13 protein-coding genes and 1 pseudogene are annotated in these 19416 nt (G+C 37.5%); all 14 read left to right on the top strand.

The window, feature by feature from the left end; genetic code table 11:
* Positions 1 to 12: 12 nt before the first annotated feature.
* Positions 13 to 840: an ABC transporter ATP-binding protein gene (locus tag CSX02_RS04065; RefSeq protein WP_099385736.1), complete on the top strand. Its 828-nt coding sequence runs from the start codon at positions 13 to 15 to the stop codon at positions 838 to 840.
* A complete protein-coding gene (locus CSX02_RS04070; RefSeq protein WP_099385737.1) occupies positions 819 to 2072 on the top strand; it encodes a CDP-glycerol glycerophosphotransferase family protein in 1254 nt (417 codons plus the stop codon). Before CSX02_RS04065 ends, CSX02_RS04070 begins: the two co-directional genes overlap by 22 nt.
* Positions 2062 to 4455 carry a CDP-glycerol glycerophosphotransferase family protein gene (locus CSX02_RS04075; RefSeq protein ID WP_099385738.1) on the top strand — a complete coding sequence of 798 codons (2394 nt, stop codon included), beginning with the start codon at positions 2062 to 2064 and terminating at the stop codon, positions 4453 to 4455. Before CSX02_RS04070 ends, CSX02_RS04075 begins: the two co-directional genes overlap by 11 nt.
* Before the next feature lie 13 nt (positions 4456 to 4468).
* Positions 4469 to 5611, top strand: a complete 1143-nt coding sequence (locus CSX02_RS04080; protein WP_099385739.1) for a Coenzyme F420 hydrogenase/dehydrogenase, beta subunit C-terminal domain — start codon at positions 4469 to 4471, stop codon at positions 5609 to 5611.
* A gap of 3 nt (positions 5612 to 5614) precedes the next feature.
* Complete coding sequence (locus CSX02_RS04085) at positions 5615 to 8026, top strand: CDP-glycerol glycerophosphotransferase family protein (protein ID WP_099385740.1); 2412 nt, start codon at positions 5615 to 5617, stop codon at positions 8024 to 8026.
* 14 nt (positions 8027 to 8040) lie between these two features.
* Positions 8041 to 10008: a polysaccharide pyruvyl transferase family protein gene (locus CSX02_RS04090; protein WP_189281336.1), complete on the top strand. Its 1968-nt coding sequence runs from the start codon at positions 8041 to 8043 to the stop codon at positions 10006 to 10008.
* A gap of 10 nt (positions 10009 to 10018) precedes the next feature.
* Positions 10019 to 10414, top strand: coding sequence for a glycerol-3-phosphate cytidylyltransferase (tagD, locus tag CSX02_RS04095; protein ID WP_099385742.1), 396 nt, complete (start codon positions 10019 to 10021; stop codon positions 10412 to 10414).
* Positions 10415 to 10502: 88 nt separating this feature from the next.
* Positions 10503 to 13154 carry a right-handed parallel beta-helix repeat-containing protein gene (locus tag CSX02_RS04100; RefSeq protein ID WP_099385743.1) on the top strand — a complete coding sequence of 884 codons (2652 nt, stop codon included), beginning with the start codon at positions 10503 to 10505 and terminating at the stop codon, positions 13152 to 13154.
* Positions 13155 to 13172: 18 nt separating this feature from the next.
* The gene (locus CSX02_RS04105) at positions 13173 to 14177 is read left to right on the top strand and encodes an NAD(P)H-dependent glycerol-3-phosphate dehydrogenase (protein WP_099385744.1); all 1005 of its coding nucleotides are present in this window, start codon (positions 13173 to 13175) and stop codon (positions 14175 to 14177) included.
* A 2-nt stretch (positions 14178 to 14179) separates the two neighbouring features.
* Positions 14180 to 15025 carry a LicD family protein gene (locus tag CSX02_RS04110; RefSeq protein WP_099385745.1) on the top strand — a complete coding sequence of 282 codons (846 nt, stop codon included), beginning with the start codon at positions 14180 to 14182 and terminating at the stop codon, positions 15023 to 15025.
* The gene (locus tag CSX02_RS04115; protein WP_099385746.1) at positions 15006 to 17717 is read left to right on the top strand and encodes a hypothetical protein; all 2712 of its coding nucleotides are present in this window, start codon (positions 15006 to 15008) and stop codon (positions 17715 to 17717) included. Before CSX02_RS04110 ends, CSX02_RS04115 begins: the two co-directional genes overlap by 20 nt.
* A 19-nt stretch (positions 17718 to 17736) precedes the next feature.
* A complete protein-coding gene (locus CSX02_RS04120; protein WP_189281338.1) occupies positions 17737 to 18804 on the top strand; it encodes an acyltransferase family protein in 1068 nt (355 codons plus the stop codon).
* Positions 18789 to 18950, top strand: a complete 162-nt coding sequence (locus CSX02_RS14160) for a linear amide C-N hydrolase (RefSeq protein WP_330399440.1) — start codon at positions 18789 to 18791, stop codon at positions 18948 to 18950. The genes CSX02_RS04120 and CSX02_RS14160 overlap by 16 nt, the downstream gene beginning before the upstream one ends.
* A pseudogene (locus CSX02_RS04125) lies at positions 18898 to 19404 on the top strand (linear amide C-N hydrolase); the annotation flags it as partial. The gene CSX02_RS14160 and the pseudogene CSX02_RS04125, both read left to right, overlap by 53 nt.
* Positions 19405 to 19416 lie beyond the last annotated feature (12 nt).

A 19416-nucleotide genomic window follows, 5' to 3' on the forward strand; every position in this document is an offset into this window, starting at 1 on the left:
AGAGGATTAGGAATGGATAAAGAATATTCGATTGTTTTCAAGAATGTATCGAAAATATATAAACTGAAAGCAAAAAACAAAAAATTTGCGAAGGATAAGAAAAATTACAAACATACTAAATTCTATGCGCTAAAAGATATCAGTTTTGCAATTGAAAAAGGATCCGTTGTCGGTGTACTTGGTACGAACGGATCAGGTAAATCGACGCTTTCCATTGTATTGTCCGGAATCAGTGATATTGACGAAGGAGAGATGATTGTAAATGGCGAGCAGGCTTTAATAGCAATTAATACGGGATTAAATCCGCAGCTTACCGGTATGGAAAATATCGATTTAAAGGGCGCACTTCTTGGGCTGAGTAAGAAGCGCATTGAGGAAATTAAGGAATCAGTAATTGATTTTGCGGAAATCGGAGATTTTATTTATCAACCGGTAAAAAAATATTCCAGCGGTATGAAATCACGTTTGGGATTTGCAATTAATTTAGCATTAGATCCTGATATTTATATTATAGATGAGGCATTATCTGTCGGAGATAAAGCATTTGCTCAGAAATGTCTTGATAAGATGGCTGAATTAAAAAAAGAGGGAAAAACAATAATTTTCATTTCTCATGCGCTGCCACAGGTTCGCAAGTTCTGTAATCAGGCACTGTGGTTGGAGGGTGGTCAGTTTAAAGAATTTGGTGATATCGATGAGGTTGCTGATCATTATGCAGAATATGTCGAGTACTATAACGGCTTGAGCAAGAAAGAAAAACAGGAAGAGCGTGACCGCAAATTTGCGGCGCGAATCATAGAACCGAAAGAAAAAAAGAGATGGCATTTCTTCAAAAAATAACAAAACTGGTAAAAAAGAATATTGTTTTGCGAGTGACAGCCAGAGAACTCGTTTATTGGATGAAAAGACAGCAGTATAGACATTATGCAAAAATGACACCGGTCGAGAAGCGGACGGTGTTATTTTGTGTATTTGGGGGAAAGTCATTTTCATGTACCCCGAAGGCTGTATATCGCTATATGAAAAGTTCTGGTCGATTCAACGGATGGAGATATATCTGGCTGATAGAAGATGAATCGGTAATCCCGGAATCGGAACGCGATGATTCGACTATTATAATGCAGATGAGTGAAGCGTGGAAGGCGTTTGCTACAGCAGAATATTGGTTTTGCAATTATAATATTCCGGATTACATTTATCCAAAATCAATGCAGACATATGTGCAATGTTGGCATGGAACACCGCTGAAAAGGCTAGGGTATGATATTCAAAAAGCAGATAATGCAATGAATGGAAGATTTGAGATTCGTAGGCGATATCGGATTGACGCGAAAAAGTTTGCATATCTGTTATCCCCATCTGCTTTTTGTACAGATATTTTTGCATCTGCATGGAATCTGCGTGCATGCAATATGACAAATAAGATTTTAGAAGTTGGCTATCCTAGAAATGACAGCTTGTTTCAATTTAATGAGCTTGATGTGTTGCGCATAAAGCAAAACATTTTGAAAAATGAATTTGAGCAAAGTAAAGAGAAAAAGGTAATCCTCTATGCACCGACATGGCGAGATAATCAATATGATTTGAAAATCGGATATACTTACCAGCCACCGATTGATTTTGACAAATTGCAAAAGGAGCTGGGAAAAGATTATATTATTTTATTTCGTGCGCATTATTTGGTGGCAAACAGTTTTGATTTTGAAAAGTATAAAGGGTTTGTATATGATGTGTCATTATATCCGGATATCAACGAATTATATATGTGTGCGGATTTATTAATCACGGATTATTCCAGTGTACTTTTTGATTATGCAAATTTAAAGCGACCAATGATTTTTTATATGTATGATTTGGAACGATATCAGGAAGATATCAGAGGCTTTTATATTAATCTTGAAGAGATGCCGGGACCAATTGTAAAAACACAATCGGAACTGATTTCTGCAATCAAATATTCAAAAAAATATGAAAAAGAGTATGGTGAATTCTTGATGAAATATAATAGGCTTGACGACGGAAAGGCCGCGGAACGACTCGTGATGCGGGTGATCAAAGATTATGAAGGTTAGATTAAAACTGAGAGATTTAAAAAAACATTTTACGTTAGAGCAATATTATAGGAAGTTGGATCGTATACCAATCGATGAAAGAAGTATTTTGATAGAATCGAAAAAAGGTGTTGATTTGGCTGGCAATATGAAGGCAATTTTAAAAGAATTAAAAGCGCCAGAATATGGAAATTATCAGATTTATATAACAGCAAAGAAACATTTGCATAAGAAGATTCAAACTTTGATTGAACAGACCGGTACAAAAAATGTTCAGATTGTACACATGGGGTCCAAGAAGTATTATCAAATTTTGTCTAAAGCAAAGTATCTTTTTTTTGACACCTCATCTGTAATGTCGTATATCAAAAAGCCCGGTCAGATTATTATTAATACTTGGCACGGTACACCATTAAAAAAGATGGGAAAATATCTTCCAACAAAGGCAAACCCGTTTGGGAATGTGCAACGAAATTTGCTAATGGCGGATTATTTGGTATACCCAAATGAGCAGATGAGAAAGATTATGTTTGATGCATATTATCTCGATAAGGCATTTAAAGGCAAAGCGCTCATGACTGGATATCCGCGTAATGAAATCTTTTTTGACGCCGAAAAAGCAAGGGCGGATCGTGAAAAACTTGAAGAGTCTGCAAAGAAAGTTTTTGTATATATGCCAACTTGGCGTGGCGAGCTGGTAAATATTGACAGTAAAAGTCAGATTGCAGAGATGCAAAAAAGATTGCTTTTGCTGGATAAAAAGTTACCGAAACACATTGTAATCTATGCGAAAATGCATCCGTTTATTGGAGATTCATTAGACTATACTGATCTGAAGCAGATTAAGAAATTTCCAAACCAGTGGGATACCTATGAATTATTAAATGCATCTGATGGTTTGATTACGGATTATTCAAGCGTTTTTTATGATTTCGCAAATGCGCGTAAGAAAATTATATTATGGGCCTATGATGAAGAAGAATATATCAAAGAGCGTGGCCTGTATGAAAATCTATCGGATTTGCCATTCCCGGTAGTAAAGACAGAGTCAGATTTAGTCCGAGAACTGGATTCAGAGAAGCAGTATGATGAGTCTGCATTTATGGAATCATATGGCTATTGTGACTGTGCGAATGCAACCAAAAAGCTGTTGCATCATGTGCTGTTACAGGAAGCATTGAAGGATGGAGAAATAATTGATTATGCGACGCACAATCAGAAAGAGAATGTTCTGATATATGTATCTACGCTTGCAATGAACGGAATGACGACATCCCTTCTCAGCCTGATGGAACATCTGGACTTGAATGCGAAGAATTATTTCGCGGTATATCGAGAAACATCAAAGGCAAAGACAGCAGAAAGATTAGATATTTTGCCAAAAGAAGTGGATTGTCTACCGATTTGTTCTGATGAATATACATTTAGCGAACTTGTATGGTTTGCGATGTTGCACAAACTGAATTTGAAGTGGAAGTGTGTTGAGCAACATGTGGATCAATTGTTCCGCCGTGAAATACGCCGATTATATCCAAATTGGAAAATTGATTATGCAATTCAATTCACAGGATATGAATCTCATATCATTCATCTGTTTGAAAATATGGATGCTAAGCGGACTATTTATGTACATAATGATATGGTAAAAGAAGTTGATGTGAAGGGAAATCAACATCGTCTGACACTGCAAAAAGCATATCGCAATTATGATCATGTGGCGATTGTGACAGAGGATCTTCGCATATCTACAAAGAGCTTTGGAACACCGGATGAGCAAATTATTTGTGTCCCAAACTGTCATGCCCATCAGACAATTGTCAATAAAGGGAAACAGGAAATCGTTTTTCAGGATTATACAGAATGCAATATTTCGCAGGATGCGTTAATCCAAAAACTGCAGGAACCGGGAGTGAAATTTGTCAATATCGGTCGTTTCTCTCCGGAAAAAGGCCAAGATATGTTGATTAGGGCTTTTGAGAGATTTGCAGATACGCACAGAGATGCGAAGTTGGTACTTATCGGGGGATATGGGAAATCTTATGAGCAAATCAGAGCACTTGCAAAAGACTCGCGATATGCTGATAATATTATCATCATTCGACAAATCAATAATCCAATTCCAATTTTAAAAAAGTGTGATTTGTTTGTATTAAGTTCACACTATGAAGGATTTGGATTGGTATTATTGGAGGCTACTTCAGTAGGTGTTCCGGTTGTCTCAACTGAGATAGTCGGTCCTACCGGATTCATGAAAGCGCATAACGGCTATTTGACGGAAGAGTCGGAAGAAGGATTGCTTCGTGCGATGAATGATTATATGGAAGGCAAAATCAAATTGTTGAATGTAGATTTTGAAAAATATAATCAGACAGCAGTTGCGCAGTTTGAAAGGTTAATGGATTAATAGGAGAATTCATATGGAATTGGTTAAGCGTCGTGAAGATTGTTGTGGTTGCAGGACTTGTGAACAGGTTTGCCCAAAAGGAGCAATTACCATGGTACCGGATCAGGCTGGTTTTTTATATCCACAAATTGATGACAGCAAGTGTATAAATTGCGGTTTGTGCTTAAAGAAATGTGCATTTCAGAGTGGATATCCGATGAGAAAAGAATACGAACCATTCTATGGATATGGAGGTAGACATAAAAAAGAAAGTGTCTATAGCCATAGCCGATCCGGAGGAGTGTTTGTTGCAATGTCTGATGTGATTCTACAGAAGCAGGGGATTGTATATGGCGCAGATTTTGACGAGACAGAAGGGTTCTATAAAGTATCTCATCGTATGGCACAGACGAGTGAGGAACGAGATCGTCTGTGTAAGTCAAAATATGTGCAGAGTGATTTGAAAGATTCATTCAGCAAAATAAAAACACAGTTAGAAGCGGGAAAAGTGGTACTCTTCACGGGAACCGGCTGTCAGGTTGGGGCATTGCATCAATTCCTTGGAAAAGAATATGAGAATTTGTACACGATTGATATAGTTTGCCACGGAACACCTTCACCAAAATTGTGGAAGGAATTCCTAAAAATGCGAGAAAAGGAATTCCATGGAAAAGTAACCAATGTGGAATTCCGTGACAAAAAGAAAAAAGGGTGGAAGAAGCACTTCGAGACAATTTGGATTAATGGAAAGCCGTATACTTCCAGAATCTATGCGAAAATCTGCTTTGGAAGTGCACGACCATCTTGTTATGAATGTAAATATGCGAATCAAAACCGTGTTGGCGATATCACGATTGCCGATTTCTGGGGACATGAAAATGCAATCGGAGAGAAGTGGGATGACGATAAGGGAATCTCTCTTGTTTTAGTAAATAACGCACATGGAATGGAATTATGGAATACTGCAAAAGAGGACATGGATTATGTGGATGTAACCGGATATCCATTCCGTCATTCAAATATGAAAGCTCCAACCAAACGCAAACCGGATTATGTAGAGTTTGATAACGAGTTGTCCAATAAAGGCATGAAATATATTGCAAAAAAATATGCAGAATACACTCCGCAAAATTACTGGATCGCAAAAATCAAAAAGAAGTTTGCGAAGAAAGGATAAATTATGGCAAAGTCATCTAAATTAAAAAAACTAAAGAAGATAAAAAGAAATCTTTCTGCATGGCGCATCAGAGGGAGCTATTACCGCAACTATAAAAGAGCGTCCTTGAAGGATCATTATATATTGGTAGAATCAAAAAATGGAGACGACATTGCTGGAAACATGTTTTCGATTTTGTCCGAATTAACAAATCAGGAATATCAATCCTTTCATATCTTTTTGGCTGCAAAACTTGAAAAGATGGAACAGTTTCAAGAACTGTTGGCAAACAATGGCATTACAAATGTAAAAATTATCGAGAGTGGCACACGAAAGTATTATAAATTGCTGGCGACTGCTAAATATATTTTCCTGGATACTTCACTCAATCGTGATTATATGAAAAAGGATGGACAGATTATCACCAATACATGGCATGGAACACCGCTGAAACTGATGGGAATGCAAGTAAAGGACCGCGCCTATGCAATGGGAAATGTGCAGCGTAATTTACAGATGGCAGATTACCTTGTTTATCCAAATCGATTAATGAAAGATATTATGTTTAAAGCATATTGTCTGGACAATTTGTATCAGGGAACTGTATTGATGTCCGGATATCCGCGCAATTCGATTTTCTTTGATCAAAAAGCAGCTGATTCCGTGCGTAAGGAAATCGGATATGAAAACAAAAAATTGTATGTCTACATGCCAACCTGGAGAGGCAGTCTCAATAAGCTTGATGTGACCAAACAGGTTGATGAGATGGAGTATCTGCTGAGAGAACTGGACGCAACCATGTCGGATGATGTTACAATTCTTGCCAAATTACATCCGTTTGTAGGTGATGCCATTGATTTTTCAGGTTTCCATCATATTCATGCTTTTCCGAAAAACCTGGATTCCTATAGAGTTTTAAATGCTGCAGATGGATTGGTGACAGACTATTCAAGTGTATTCTTTGATTTTGTAAATACGAGAAAGAAAATCATTATTTGGGCATATGACAAATATGCATATCTTGGAGAGCGTGGCACTTATGTTGCTTTGGAAGATATGCCATTCCCGGTTGTGGCAAGTCCGAAAGAATTGGCAGAAGAAATGCAAAAGGGAAAGAGCTACGACGAAAGTGATTTTATTGAGAAAAATGGTTTTTGCGATTGTCCGGAGGCAACCAGAAATCTTTGCCACCATGTTTTATTAAATGAGAATTGTTGCAATGCAGAAAAGAATGCAGGAAATGGGAAAGAAAATGTATTCTTTTATGTTTCAACATTGGCAAAGAATGGCATTACCACATCTATTCTTAGTCTGATGGAACATTTGGATTTGAAAGATAAAAACTATTTTGCAGTATTTCGCGAAAAGACATTTGCACGCTATCCGGAACGATTGGAAGTGTTGCCGGAGAATGTAAGTATTTGGCCAATTAGCTCAGAACCGAGATACAGCTTAAAGGATAAGTGGTATGCGCATCTCTATTTTGCAAAGAATCGAGTTTCAAAGCGAATCTTAAGACATATAGAGGATTTGTACAGTCGCGAGATCAAACGTCATTTCAATGGTGTGAAAGTTGATTATGCGGTCCATTTTACCGGATATGAAAAACATGTCATTAATATATTTGGCAGATTGCAGGCCGAGCGAACCATTATTGTTCATAATGATATGACAGAAGAATTAAAGACGAAGGATAATCAGCATCGTCCGACGCTAGAGTGGGCTTATGCTAATTATGACCATGTGGGAATTGTATCAAAAGATCTCGAGGCACCGACGCGCAGTCTGGGCGCAAAGGATTCCAATTTATGTTTGACATATAATTGTCATGCGTATGAAACTATCCTGAAAAAAGCTGACGAACCAATTGTGTTCCAAAAACATACGGAAACAAACACGGATCAGGAAACAATTTTGCAGGCGTTGGAAAGCGAAGGCCAAAAGTTTATCAACATTGGACGATTCTCCTATGAAAAGGGACACGACATGCTGATTCAGGCTTTTACAAAATATTACAAAGAACATCCGGATGCGAAATTGTTTCTTATAGGTGGATATGGAAACTTATATCGAAAGACATTACGGAAAGCGGCAATGTCTCCGGCAAAGAATAATATTTTTATCATTCGTCAGATTGATAATCCTATGCCAATTCTTAAAAAGTGTGATTTCTTTATTTTGAGTTCACGATATGAAGGATTTGGACTGGTTCTTTTGGAGGCAGATACTGTTGGCGTGCCGGTGGCTTCGACAGAAATCGTTGGTCCGACCGGATTTATGCGTGAGAATGGGGGATATTTGGTTCCGCCGACGGTAAAAGGCATTTATCAGGCAATGCGTAGTTATGACAGGGGAGAGATTCAGCCATTGAATATTGATTATGAGAAGTATAACCAAAATGCCGCTGAACAGTTTAGAAAGGTGATTGGTGGCTAGAAATGGATAGAAATATGAAGATTGGTATAGTGACATTTAGTAATGCACATAATTATGGAGCAGTATTGCAGGCTTGGTCATTGCAGACTTATCTTGAAAAGTTGGGTTACCATGCGGAAATTGTGAATTTGCGTTTGACTGAAATTGATCGTGTTTATCGTATTGTAGGACGGCCAAGAGATTATGAGACGAGTCGACTCAGTCGAATGACCTATCGCATGAATATGGTAAAAACCAGAATTACCGATTCGGAAAAATATCATCGATATCATAATTTTGAACATTTTATCAATCATGTCCTTCATACGACAAAAAAGTATAATTCGATTGAAGAGTTAAGAAATGATACTCATTTGCACTATGATATTTTAATCGCAGGAAGCGATCAGATTTGGAACAGTGGTATTCCAAATAGAATTGATTCAGCATACTTCCTGGATTTTGGTGGAGACAATGTAAAACGGATTTCATATGCGGCAAGTATCGGCGCAACACATATTCCGGAGGATGAGTTTGAACTGTTTCGTTATCACTTGAAGAGATTTGACTATATTTCAGTTCGTGAAGTGAATGCAAAAGAATCTGTAGAACAGTTGACAGAGAAACCGGTTGCATTGGTTGCAGATCCGACATTCCTGCTCGAGCAAAAAGATTTCGACCAGATTAAAAAGGACTATAAGGCAAAGAAAAAATATATTTATGTGCACAATGTGCATTTAAATATTGAAGATGAAGCGCTTGACAGTGTGGTCGTGAAACTTGCAGAGATGACAGGGTTACCGATTGTATCAAACCGAATGGATTCTACATATCCCAATGAAATGAAAAAGTTTCTTTCCGGCAAACCGGAGGAATTTATCGGTGTAATTGCAAATGCGGAATACGTGGTTACGAATTCATTCCATGCTACTGTTTTTGCGATTACGTATCATCGCAATTTTATTACCGTACCGCATTACTCTAATCCGGATCGTATGATTTATCTGTTGGATATTTTGGGGCTCTCTAGTCATTTGATTGACCAAGGCGAGAAGATTCCAACAGATTTAGAGACATTGTGCATAGATTATGAAGCAGTTGAGCGGAAAAAGGGCGTGATGAGATCAGAGGCACAGGCTTTTCTTAATGATGCAATAAAGGGCCCTAAGACATGCAAAGTGGCAACGCGCTCACAAGGCAATGGAAGATATTATGTAAAAGCAAAAGAACAGGCCGTATACCGCGATGACGAACTGCTTGATATCCTTGCTCCTGTGTTTAAAAAGGCAATTGCAGGTGGTGGTAAATGTGTGCTTCCGATTTTTTCAAGTGTGGAAGCGAGTCATTATGCAATCACCGATGATGTATCTGTCATTCAACAAGCCATGGTCCCGGAATTCTTTGAAACAGAATTTGATGCACAATTAGTGTCGCAAATCAAAGAACTGCTGGAACAAGATAAACCGGTAGTGTTTGTGGGCAATGAATACCGCATTGCATTGCTGGGAAAACAGATTAATCTGGATACTCCAAATTTGCTGACGATTGAAATCCCTTCTGCAGTTTTTGCAAAATACAGAGTTTTAACTGAAGACATTAATCGCATGCAGGATTTGTATCATGATAAACTGACAGGTGTTGAGTTTACGAATCAATTCAGACATGATGAGAATCAATATCTTATTTATCATTTTGCGTCAGGGGTCTCAAATGTTGAAAATATCGAAACAGCACCTCTCATGCAAGAAGCAGTGCGCTGTGTGAACCACTCTAATCATGATTACGAAAGATGTGAAGCCAATATGCTGATTGGGCGTGCAACAGACTTTACGATAGCTGGAGAACCTGTTGTTTCGGACGGCTGCATCATTCAGGCAAATGATCATACAGGCATGCGGTGGTTTGACGAATTGAGAGATTGTTATATAATAGATAAGAGTAAAATGGACTTGCATCATATGGTTGCAAAAGAATTCCATTTTGATCAAGAAAAAAAGAAATAGGAGTACAATTATGAAACGAGTCATTACCTACGGTACATTCGATTTATTACATTACGGACATATCAATTTGTTGAAGCGCGCAAAAGCATTGGGCGATTATCTGGTGGTTGTATTATCTACAGATGAATTCAACTGGAATGAGAAACAGAAGAAATGCTATTTCACCTATGAGCAGAGAAAAGCTTTGCTGGAATCGATTCGTTATGTCGATTTGGTAATTCCTGAGAATAATTGGGAACAAAAAAAATCAGATGTACATGAATATCACATCGATACATTTGTTATGGGCGACGATTGGACCGGAAAATTTGATTTTCTTAAGGATGAGGGTGTCGAGGTAGTATACCTTCCAAGAACACCGGAAATTAGTACTACGCAAATAAAAAATGATTTAAACAAAAAATAGTACTTCCGTACTAACAAAAAAGGTGTTATAATAGGCTCAGACTCATCGGGTTTGAGCCTGTTTTTTTATTTGAAAAGGAGACTGATTTATGAAAAAGTGGAAAGGCATTTTGTTGGCAATTGTAATGTTTGTGTTTAGCGTGGCAATTTTCCCGGGACAGGTTACACAAGCAAATACTACGACTGTGACCGTAAATATTTCAGCGGGAACAACCGCTAGAGATATTAATGCAGCGCTTGAAACAGAACATGAAGGTAAGACATTGATTGTCAATTTTGCCAGGGGGACATACAGCCTGAATGCGACTTTGTATGTTTATTCGAATACGACAATCAATGCGACCGGAGCAAAATTTATAAAAGAAAATACGAGAGCGGATGGCAGAAGTTACGGTGCACTTATGGAGGCTTATTTAGAGCCAACCATGGGTAGATATAACGGTAGTCATGATATTAAAATTAACGGTGGTACATGGGATAGTACACCGGTTGTAAATTTGAAAGAAGGTACTGAGACTTTTCGTTTCATTCATTGCAAGAATATCGAAATCTCGAATGCAACATTCAGCAATGTACCGGAGGGAAGCCATTTGGTAGTATTGGCCGGTGTTCAGAATGCAACTGTCGATAACTGCCATTTTTATGGTTATAAAAACTGGACAACTACAAAAGCTCATAAAGAAGCATTACAACTTGATGTGACACATAGTATTAAAGAGGTTCCAACCAATCAGGTGAGTGCATCGGATTCGACAGTTTGGGATGATACTGCCTGTGATCAGATTACAATCAAGAATTGTGAGTTTAACAGTTTTTCACGCGGAGTTGGTAGCCATACTGCTGTAGCAGGAGTGTTTCATACAAATGTTAACATCATTAACAATTATTTTTATAAACTATCTGATGCGGCTTTGAAGTTATTCAACTATAAAGATACCACGGTTTCAGGAAATAAAATCGGATATGATAAAGATGGTGCTGCCGGAAATGTAAAAGCAGCAGTACTTGTATATACATGGTTAGACGATTCTGAATTCAAAGATTACTATTTTGCATCTAAAACAGCAGTTGTCCTTCCATCCAATTATAATATCAGGATTGTAAACAATGTAATCAAAAATGTGAATGATACTTCCGGAACATGGGGAGATGGAATTCGCGTAATTGGAGCAAAGGATCGTCAGCTTGCGGGAGTAACCATTAGCGGGAATACAATTTCAGCAACCAGTCGATATGGTGTTTATGCGTCTTATGCGAATGGTATTAAAATCAATGGAAATAACAAAATAAGTGCGACAAAGAAAGACGCGATATTAATTGGTGGATGTCAGAATGCTATTGTAGAGGGCAATACCATTACAAGTCCAATTGGATGTGGAATTAAATTTTCGTGGGGATTAGATGAAAAAACATCCAGTGCAGGTTCAAAAGCAATTAATAATGTTATTAAGACCACAAAGGGAACGGCTAATGATGCTGCTGTATATGTCTATAAGTCTCCGAATTGTCTTGTTTCAGGCAATTCTATTACGTCGCCAAATGGAGATGGAGTAAAGGTGACTACAGACTGTACGGGTACAACAGTTGAAAAGAACACAATTACGTCTCCTACAGTAAACGGAGTGACTGCTTATTCTTCAAAAAAGGTAAGGATTACAGATAATATTATTAATACACCAAAAAAAGATGGTGTTAATGTGAACACCAAATCTACAATGGCTATCATATCAGGAAATAAAATCACAAAACCTGGACGCGCCGGTGTATGGATGTCAGTTCAGTCGAGTGGACAGATTTTGAAGAATACAATTAAGTATTATGCATATAAAGAGTCAACAAGTGGAATATTGGTTTATGAATCAAGTGGTACTGCAAAGACACCGGTGATTGTAGATGCAAATACAATTGAAGGACGCAAAAAATATACTGGAAGACATGGAATCTTTGTGAATGGATCCAAGTATGTTACATGTTCGAATAACAAGATTGTTAATGCAGATGGTGAAGGAATTACCTATTACAAAAATGCAACTTATGGAATTCTTTCAAAGAATAAGATAACAACACCAACCGGTGGAGGAATCAATGTTACAACATCATGTGGGTCAACTAAAGTTCTTAGCAATACCATTTCAGGTGCAAAGAATACTGCGATTACAGTATATGCATCAAAGAGTTGTACAATTTCAAAAAATATAGTTAGTTCCAAGAAGGATGGAATTAATGTAAACGGCGGAAGTAATGCTGCAAAAATAGTATCAAATACAATTAATTCTGCCGGTGGCAGTGGTATTTCATATACCTCAAGTAAAAGTGGAACTGTTAAATCAAATGTGATTAAGAAATATGCGGTAAGTAGTAAGGAAGCATTTGGAATTATTGTATATAATTGTGGCGGTACAAAAGCGTCAAATTCAGCAAAGATTCTTTCCAATACAGTTACCGGAACCGGAAAGGGAAATTTGAAGAAAGGAATCTTTGTATCAAGCACCAATTTTGTAACACTTACTTCCAACAAAGTGGTAAAACCGGGAGCTGAAGGAATTACTGTTTATCTGTGTAAAGGTGCTACCATCAATAAGAATACGGTTACCACAACTAAGACACATGTTGGAATTTGGTTAAGTCAATCGGAAAAGGGTAAATTAGTATCGAATACAATAAAGGGTGCAAATAAGAAGAATGCTATTTTAATTACAGGCACAAACAAGTATACTAATAAGGGGAATAAGATTAAATAGTATACGAGGTGCAAAAAAATGAGTAAAGTTGGTATTATCGGAGCAGGAACATGGGGCATTGCACTTGCCAGAGTATTGGCAAATGCAAAAAATGAAGTGACAGTATGGTCAGCAATCACTTCGGAAATTGATGAGTTGGCTTCAACCAATTGTCATCCAAAACTGCCGGGGGTCATTCTTCCGGATAATATCTGTTATACAAAAGAAATAGAATATGTTTGTCGAGAAAAAGATTTCCTGATTATGGCGGTGCCATCTGTGTTTGTACGGAGCACAGTGGCACTGGCTGCACCATATATAGATGAAAATCAGATAGTGGTGGATGTGGCAAAGGGAATGGAGCCTGAAACACTTTATACTATGTCGGAAGTGATTCTCGATGAACTAAAAACTGTATGCCCGGAAAAGCACATTCATATTGTGGCTTTTTCCGGGCCTACGCATGCTGAAGAAGTATCGCGTGATATGCCAACAACAATTGTTGCTGCCTGTCGGGATATGTCAATTGCAGAACGTGTGCAGGAATTGTTTGAGGATACTTGCATGCGCGTATATACGAATTATGATATAAAAGGCGTAGAAATCTGTGGGGCATTGAAGAATGTGATTGCATTGGCAACCGGTGTAGCTACAGGACTTGGATTGGGCGACAATACCAAAGCAGCATTGATTACAAGAGGATTGAATGAAATCTCTAGACTGGGTATTTCCATGGGGTGCAATTTGACGACATTTGTCGGATTGGCCGGAATGGGAGATTTGATCGTGACTGCGACCAGTGAGCATAGTCGTAACAATCGTGCAGGACAGTTAATTGGGCAAGGTTATTCTGCGGGTGAAGCAATCAAAAAAGTTGGGATGGTGGTAGAAGGTATCAATGCACTTCCGGCCGCATTGCAGCTTGCACAGAAGCACCAGATTGATATGCCAATTGTAAAAGCGATTGACGCAATTGTGAATAATGGGAAAAAGCCTGACGAAGCAGTGCGTGAATTAATGGCAAGAAAGCAGAGGTCTGAATAAAAATGGATAATCATCATTTATCACCGGTTCAGGAGATGATTCTCGATGTATTTGCTCCGATTTATAAATATTTAGAATCAAATCATATGGAATATTATATGCTTGGAGGAACCCTGCTCGGTGCTATACGCCACCAGGGGTTTATTCCGTGGGATGATGATATCGACATCGGGATCCCGCGTGTACAATATGAACAGTTTCTTCGAGAAATAGAAGCAAATCTTCCGGAACATTTTAAATTATATACCTATCAGTCTAATTTTGATGTGCATCATTATTATTTTGCGCGTGTCGTTGATACGCGATATAGTTTAAAGCGCACCGGAAGCCTTGTAGAGAGGGATGAGAATGTATGGGTGGATATCTTTCCTTTGGATGGTATGCCTAAGGGCAGAATTAGGCGGGGTGTGCATAAGATTCGTTTAATGAAAGCCAGATTCTTATACCATTGTGCTTGTTTTGACAAAGTAAATTTAAAGAGACCAAATCGTCCGCTGTCCGAAAGAGTTGCAATCAAACTTATCAGTGTTACCGGATTTGGACAAAAAAGTGATGCCTCAAAATGTTTAGATAGAATTGACAGTTTGCTACGCAAATACCCGTATGAATCAAGCAATTATGTCGTGAATTTTATGGGACAATATAAATTTAAAGAGATGTTCCCAAAGAACTGGTATGGTGCAGGAAAGTTGTACCCATTTGAAAAGTATCAGTTGTCTGGTCCGGTGGAATATGACCGCATTCTGACACAAATGTATGGTGACTATATGACCCCCCCAAAGGATTGTGATAAGAATGCACATGCAGCTGTTTTGAATGAGGAGAAAGATGGAAAAGAAGCAGATTAATGCAATTAAGGGAATTGCGATTTTGGGTATCATTTTTTATTCATTATTTAGACACCAAGCAGGTTCAAATATTCCGAATCTGTCAGGTGTCTTTTTCTCGTATGATAAGATAGCAAGAATTGCAAAACTGGGACATGTATGCATTACGGTATTGTTTTTCTGCCTAGGTTATGAGCTTTATTGGAAACATAGTCGATTACAGACAGTACAACAACATTTGAAGATGGTCGTTCAAAACTATATTGAATTGTTAAAAATGACTAGCTTCGTATGCATTGTTACAGTTGCTGTTTGCTGTGTACTACACATGGATACAAAGATATATTCTGCCTGGGGGGAGACCTCTTTGGAATATATGGGAGGCATGCTTTTCAATATATTAGGAATTGCTTTTATTTTTCATATCAAATGGCTCGTAAGTGCCTGGTGGTTTTTTGGCGTTGCTTTCATCATGATATTATGTGCTCCGTTTGTCTGTTATATTGTCAGACGAAAAGGATTTGCTTTTGCTACGATTTTTGCTACTATAGCTTGTCCAATTGTGTTGCATATAGAAATGGGACAAGAAACTTTTTGGAAATACCTGCCAATCTTTGTTTGCGCAATGTTTATTGCAGAACAACAGTGGAATTTTCATTTGGGACATAAATGTCCTATAGCAGCAGTTGCACTAATGCTGGAAGTATTAATTGTAGCAAAGACAGATATACCTTATTTTATTTTCGAGACAGCTTTTTCAATCACTTTCATAGCCTTACTATGCCCGATTTTGAAAGTCAAGTTAATGGAAAAGGTTGGGAATTTGCTGGGGCAGTATGCGATTGAAGCATGGATGCTTAGTATCCCAATTTGTTATTGGTGGTTGAAAAAATTATGGGGACATCTTATTGTAATAGAAATTATTTTTGTGATAATAATTGCCATTGCTTATGCGATTGCATATGGAACTCATTATAGTTTTAGATTTATCAGGCAGTTGGATAAGAAAAAGGCAGCTAGTGCAATATGGATTGAATTGGGAATTGCATTTGGACTGACGAGTTTAATATATGTAATTTGTTTCCTGACATCAGAACCCGCTTTTTTAACCTTGGATGATCAAACAATTCAATCATGTTTGTCCGGTCAGAGCACAGGCACTATTTTTCCGGTGCAACAATATATTAATATGCTGATTTCGTACCCGATTAGCTTTATGTATCGATTAATCCCAACGATACAATGGTGGTATTTTTATAGCTTATTCTTACTATTTATCGGCACATGGATGATACATTTTGGCTTGATCCATATTGGCAATCGTAATCGAGTACCTTATGGCAGAATTGCAATTATCTTAGCTTTAATAGATGTGGTGTTTTTGTTCTATTTCGTGCAGAATGTTGCTTTTACGATTGTACCTGTTGTGGTGGGGGCAGGACTTTTATTTGTATTATATTTTTCGGCAATTACAGTATCCCATGTCAAGAGAATCATAGGATATCTTTTTTTTGTGATAGGAAGCATTTTATTATTTTGCCATAGGCAGCAATCTGGGATATGTGTATTCGCGTATGATATGCTATTAATTGTCTTCTTAATTACGCAATGTGGAAAGGCAGAACGATTAAAAAAAGTTATATCATTGGGTAGTGTAATGATATGTGTTTTGATTAGCTGCGGTGTGGCAAAAGAATTAAATCGCACCGTTCAAGAGCATATCAACGGAAAAGAATATCTAGCCTTTAGTACTGCACGTGTAGCATTTACAGATTATGTACATGATACATACATTGAAAACCCGGAAGTATATAAGCAGGTAGGCTGGGACGAAAATATTTATTATTTGGCGGAACACTGGTGTTTCCTTCCGGATGAGGTCAACACGAGTTCGATGACTTTTATTACACAAAATAGCCAAAAGACAGGGGTTGAAAAGAGCAATGAAAAAATAGGAACCATTATTGCACAGCCAAGATTTTGGAGTGGAATTATATTGTGGGGACTTAGTGCTATTTTGGTCACCGGTATTATTTTGCTACAGAAAAAAAGAATGGGTATATTCGTCGGCTTATGTAATCTGTTCGGTAGTATTGCCCTAGTAGGTTATCAATATGCAATCGGAAGACTTCGATTTCGAGCGCTCATTATCGTTATTTTTATTTCGATGGTGTTAAATATTGTATTCTATTTGAATTACTATCAAAAAGATTTGATAAATCGTAGGATTGCACAAACAATAGGAATGCTCCTTGTGGCAATAGTTATGACTTTTTCACTCTTGGTTGATTTTTCGACGTCGTATCAAAACCGATTGAAACGGAAAAAAGCATCCGATCAATTAGTATATGAATATTTAGAGAATCATCAGGATAATATCTATATCAGAAATGGAGTCATGAATTATTTAGATCCGTTGGCAACCAACAGCCTAAAAAATATGATGGGAATGGGGGGCGCGACATACAATTCTGCGCTTCATAGAAAAAAACTGGCAAGCCTTGGGATAGAACATTTAGATGGACATATTTTCGAAAGAAATAATGTTTATTTTATATGTGAAAGTAATTTTGAAAATTTAGATCAGAGAGATTCTGATGATAAGCTTTTTATCACGTTGCTTCATTGGCTAGAGGATGAGTATAATCTTCAAGGGGTTGAGTTAGTAGATCGAATTGGGGAAAAAATATATGTGTATAAATTCTTTTATTGATTGTAATGGAGATTCTTCTTTGAAACGTTATAATTCAAGATATAAATTTATAGATGTAGCAAAGGGAATAGGCATTATCCTTGTTCTGATGGGGCATTTTTTTATTTACCGTTCACCTGTTACACAAGTGATATATTCGTTTCATATGCCATTATTTTTTATTTTATCAGGGATTTTTTTAAAAGGACCGGATGTTGATAATGAAGGGATACGTGGCGTAGGAAGATATGTGTGGAAAAAGACTAAGAGACTTGGTCTGATGTATGTACTGTTTTTTGTATTATCGGTTGCGGCTGTTGCTGTATTTGATAGAAAGACATATCCATTGAAACGAATCATAAGAGCTTTTCTTGGGGAACGGTTGAGAACTTTCCATGTGGGACCAATATGGTTTCTTTTGGCGTTATACATCATTGTTTTAATTTATGGATTTTTATATGTTTGTAAATGTTCTAAATGGAATAGTTGGGTAAAACTTATTTTGATGCAGGTACTTTTATTTGGGGCTTATCGATTGCCGGAATATATGGAACGGTTTGGATGGTCGTTTGCACCTTTATTTATCAACGTAATTCCAATGGGATTATTTTTTGTATTACTCGGGATTTGCTTTCGCAAAGAGATACTTGAGATTCCATCTGTTTCTATAGGAACACGTTGTATTATCACGGTAGTAGCTGTTGTATTAACATTTGTGTTATCATTTCGATATTTAGGTTTTATGGAATTTATGACAGGTGGATTTGGAGATGATCTGTTCATCTTTATGTTTGCAGCAATCGTCGGATCCATTGCAATTGTATTTGGAAGTTCACTCTTAGCAAATCATTGGCCTGGAACAGCATTAGCGTATGTTGGTAAACACACTATGGTTTTGCTAGGGTTACATAGAATCGTCAGTTATTATTGTGCGAAGATATTTTATGCAATATTTAAAATAAAAATTGCTCCGGCGATAAGTCTGCCGGACAGATATGCATTTTTGTGGACAATTTTTATTTTGCTCGTAATACTTGGCGCAGATGCTTTTATCCATTGGGGAGCAGCAAAATACAAGGAGATCATTAGGATATGTGTACAGCAATAACTTATTCAACAAAAGACCATTATTTTGGTCGTAATCTGGATTTGGAATTTTCATATCGTGAAGAGGTGACAATTACGCCTCGCAATTATCCGTTTGAAGGTATACGAGAATCCCGTAGGCGTTATGACAAACAATCCGACATTTGACAAGCAATTATTTTCCTTAAATAATTATATGAATCTCTCCCCAGAACCAGCCAAGAATTCATTTGCCAGAAGCCTGAAGCTGGATGACTATAGTCGTGGAATGGGGGCAATTGGTTTGCCGGGAGATCTCTCATCTTCTTCGCGTTTTGCTAAAGTTGCTTTTACCAGGATGAATTCTGTTTCCGGTAGCTCAGAGGCAGAGAGCGTCAGCCAGTTTTTTCATATTCTTGGTTCGGTAGAACAGCAGAGAGGATGTGTTCATCTTGGAGATAATCAATACGAAATCACAATATACTCATCATGCTGCAATATGGATAAATGCATTTATTATTACAAGACCTACGAGAATTCACAGATTACTGCAGTGAAGCTATTTGATGAGAAAATAGATGGAAAAGTATTGTCGAGATATCCGCTAAGGAAAGAAATGCAGATTCAGTATGAGAACCAGTAGATGCAATAATAA

The sequence above is a fragment of the Agathobacter ruminis genome (assembly GCF_002735305.1).
Taxonomy (GTDB): domain Bacteria; phylum Bacillota; class Clostridia; order Lachnospirales; family Lachnospiraceae; genus Roseburia; species Roseburia ruminis.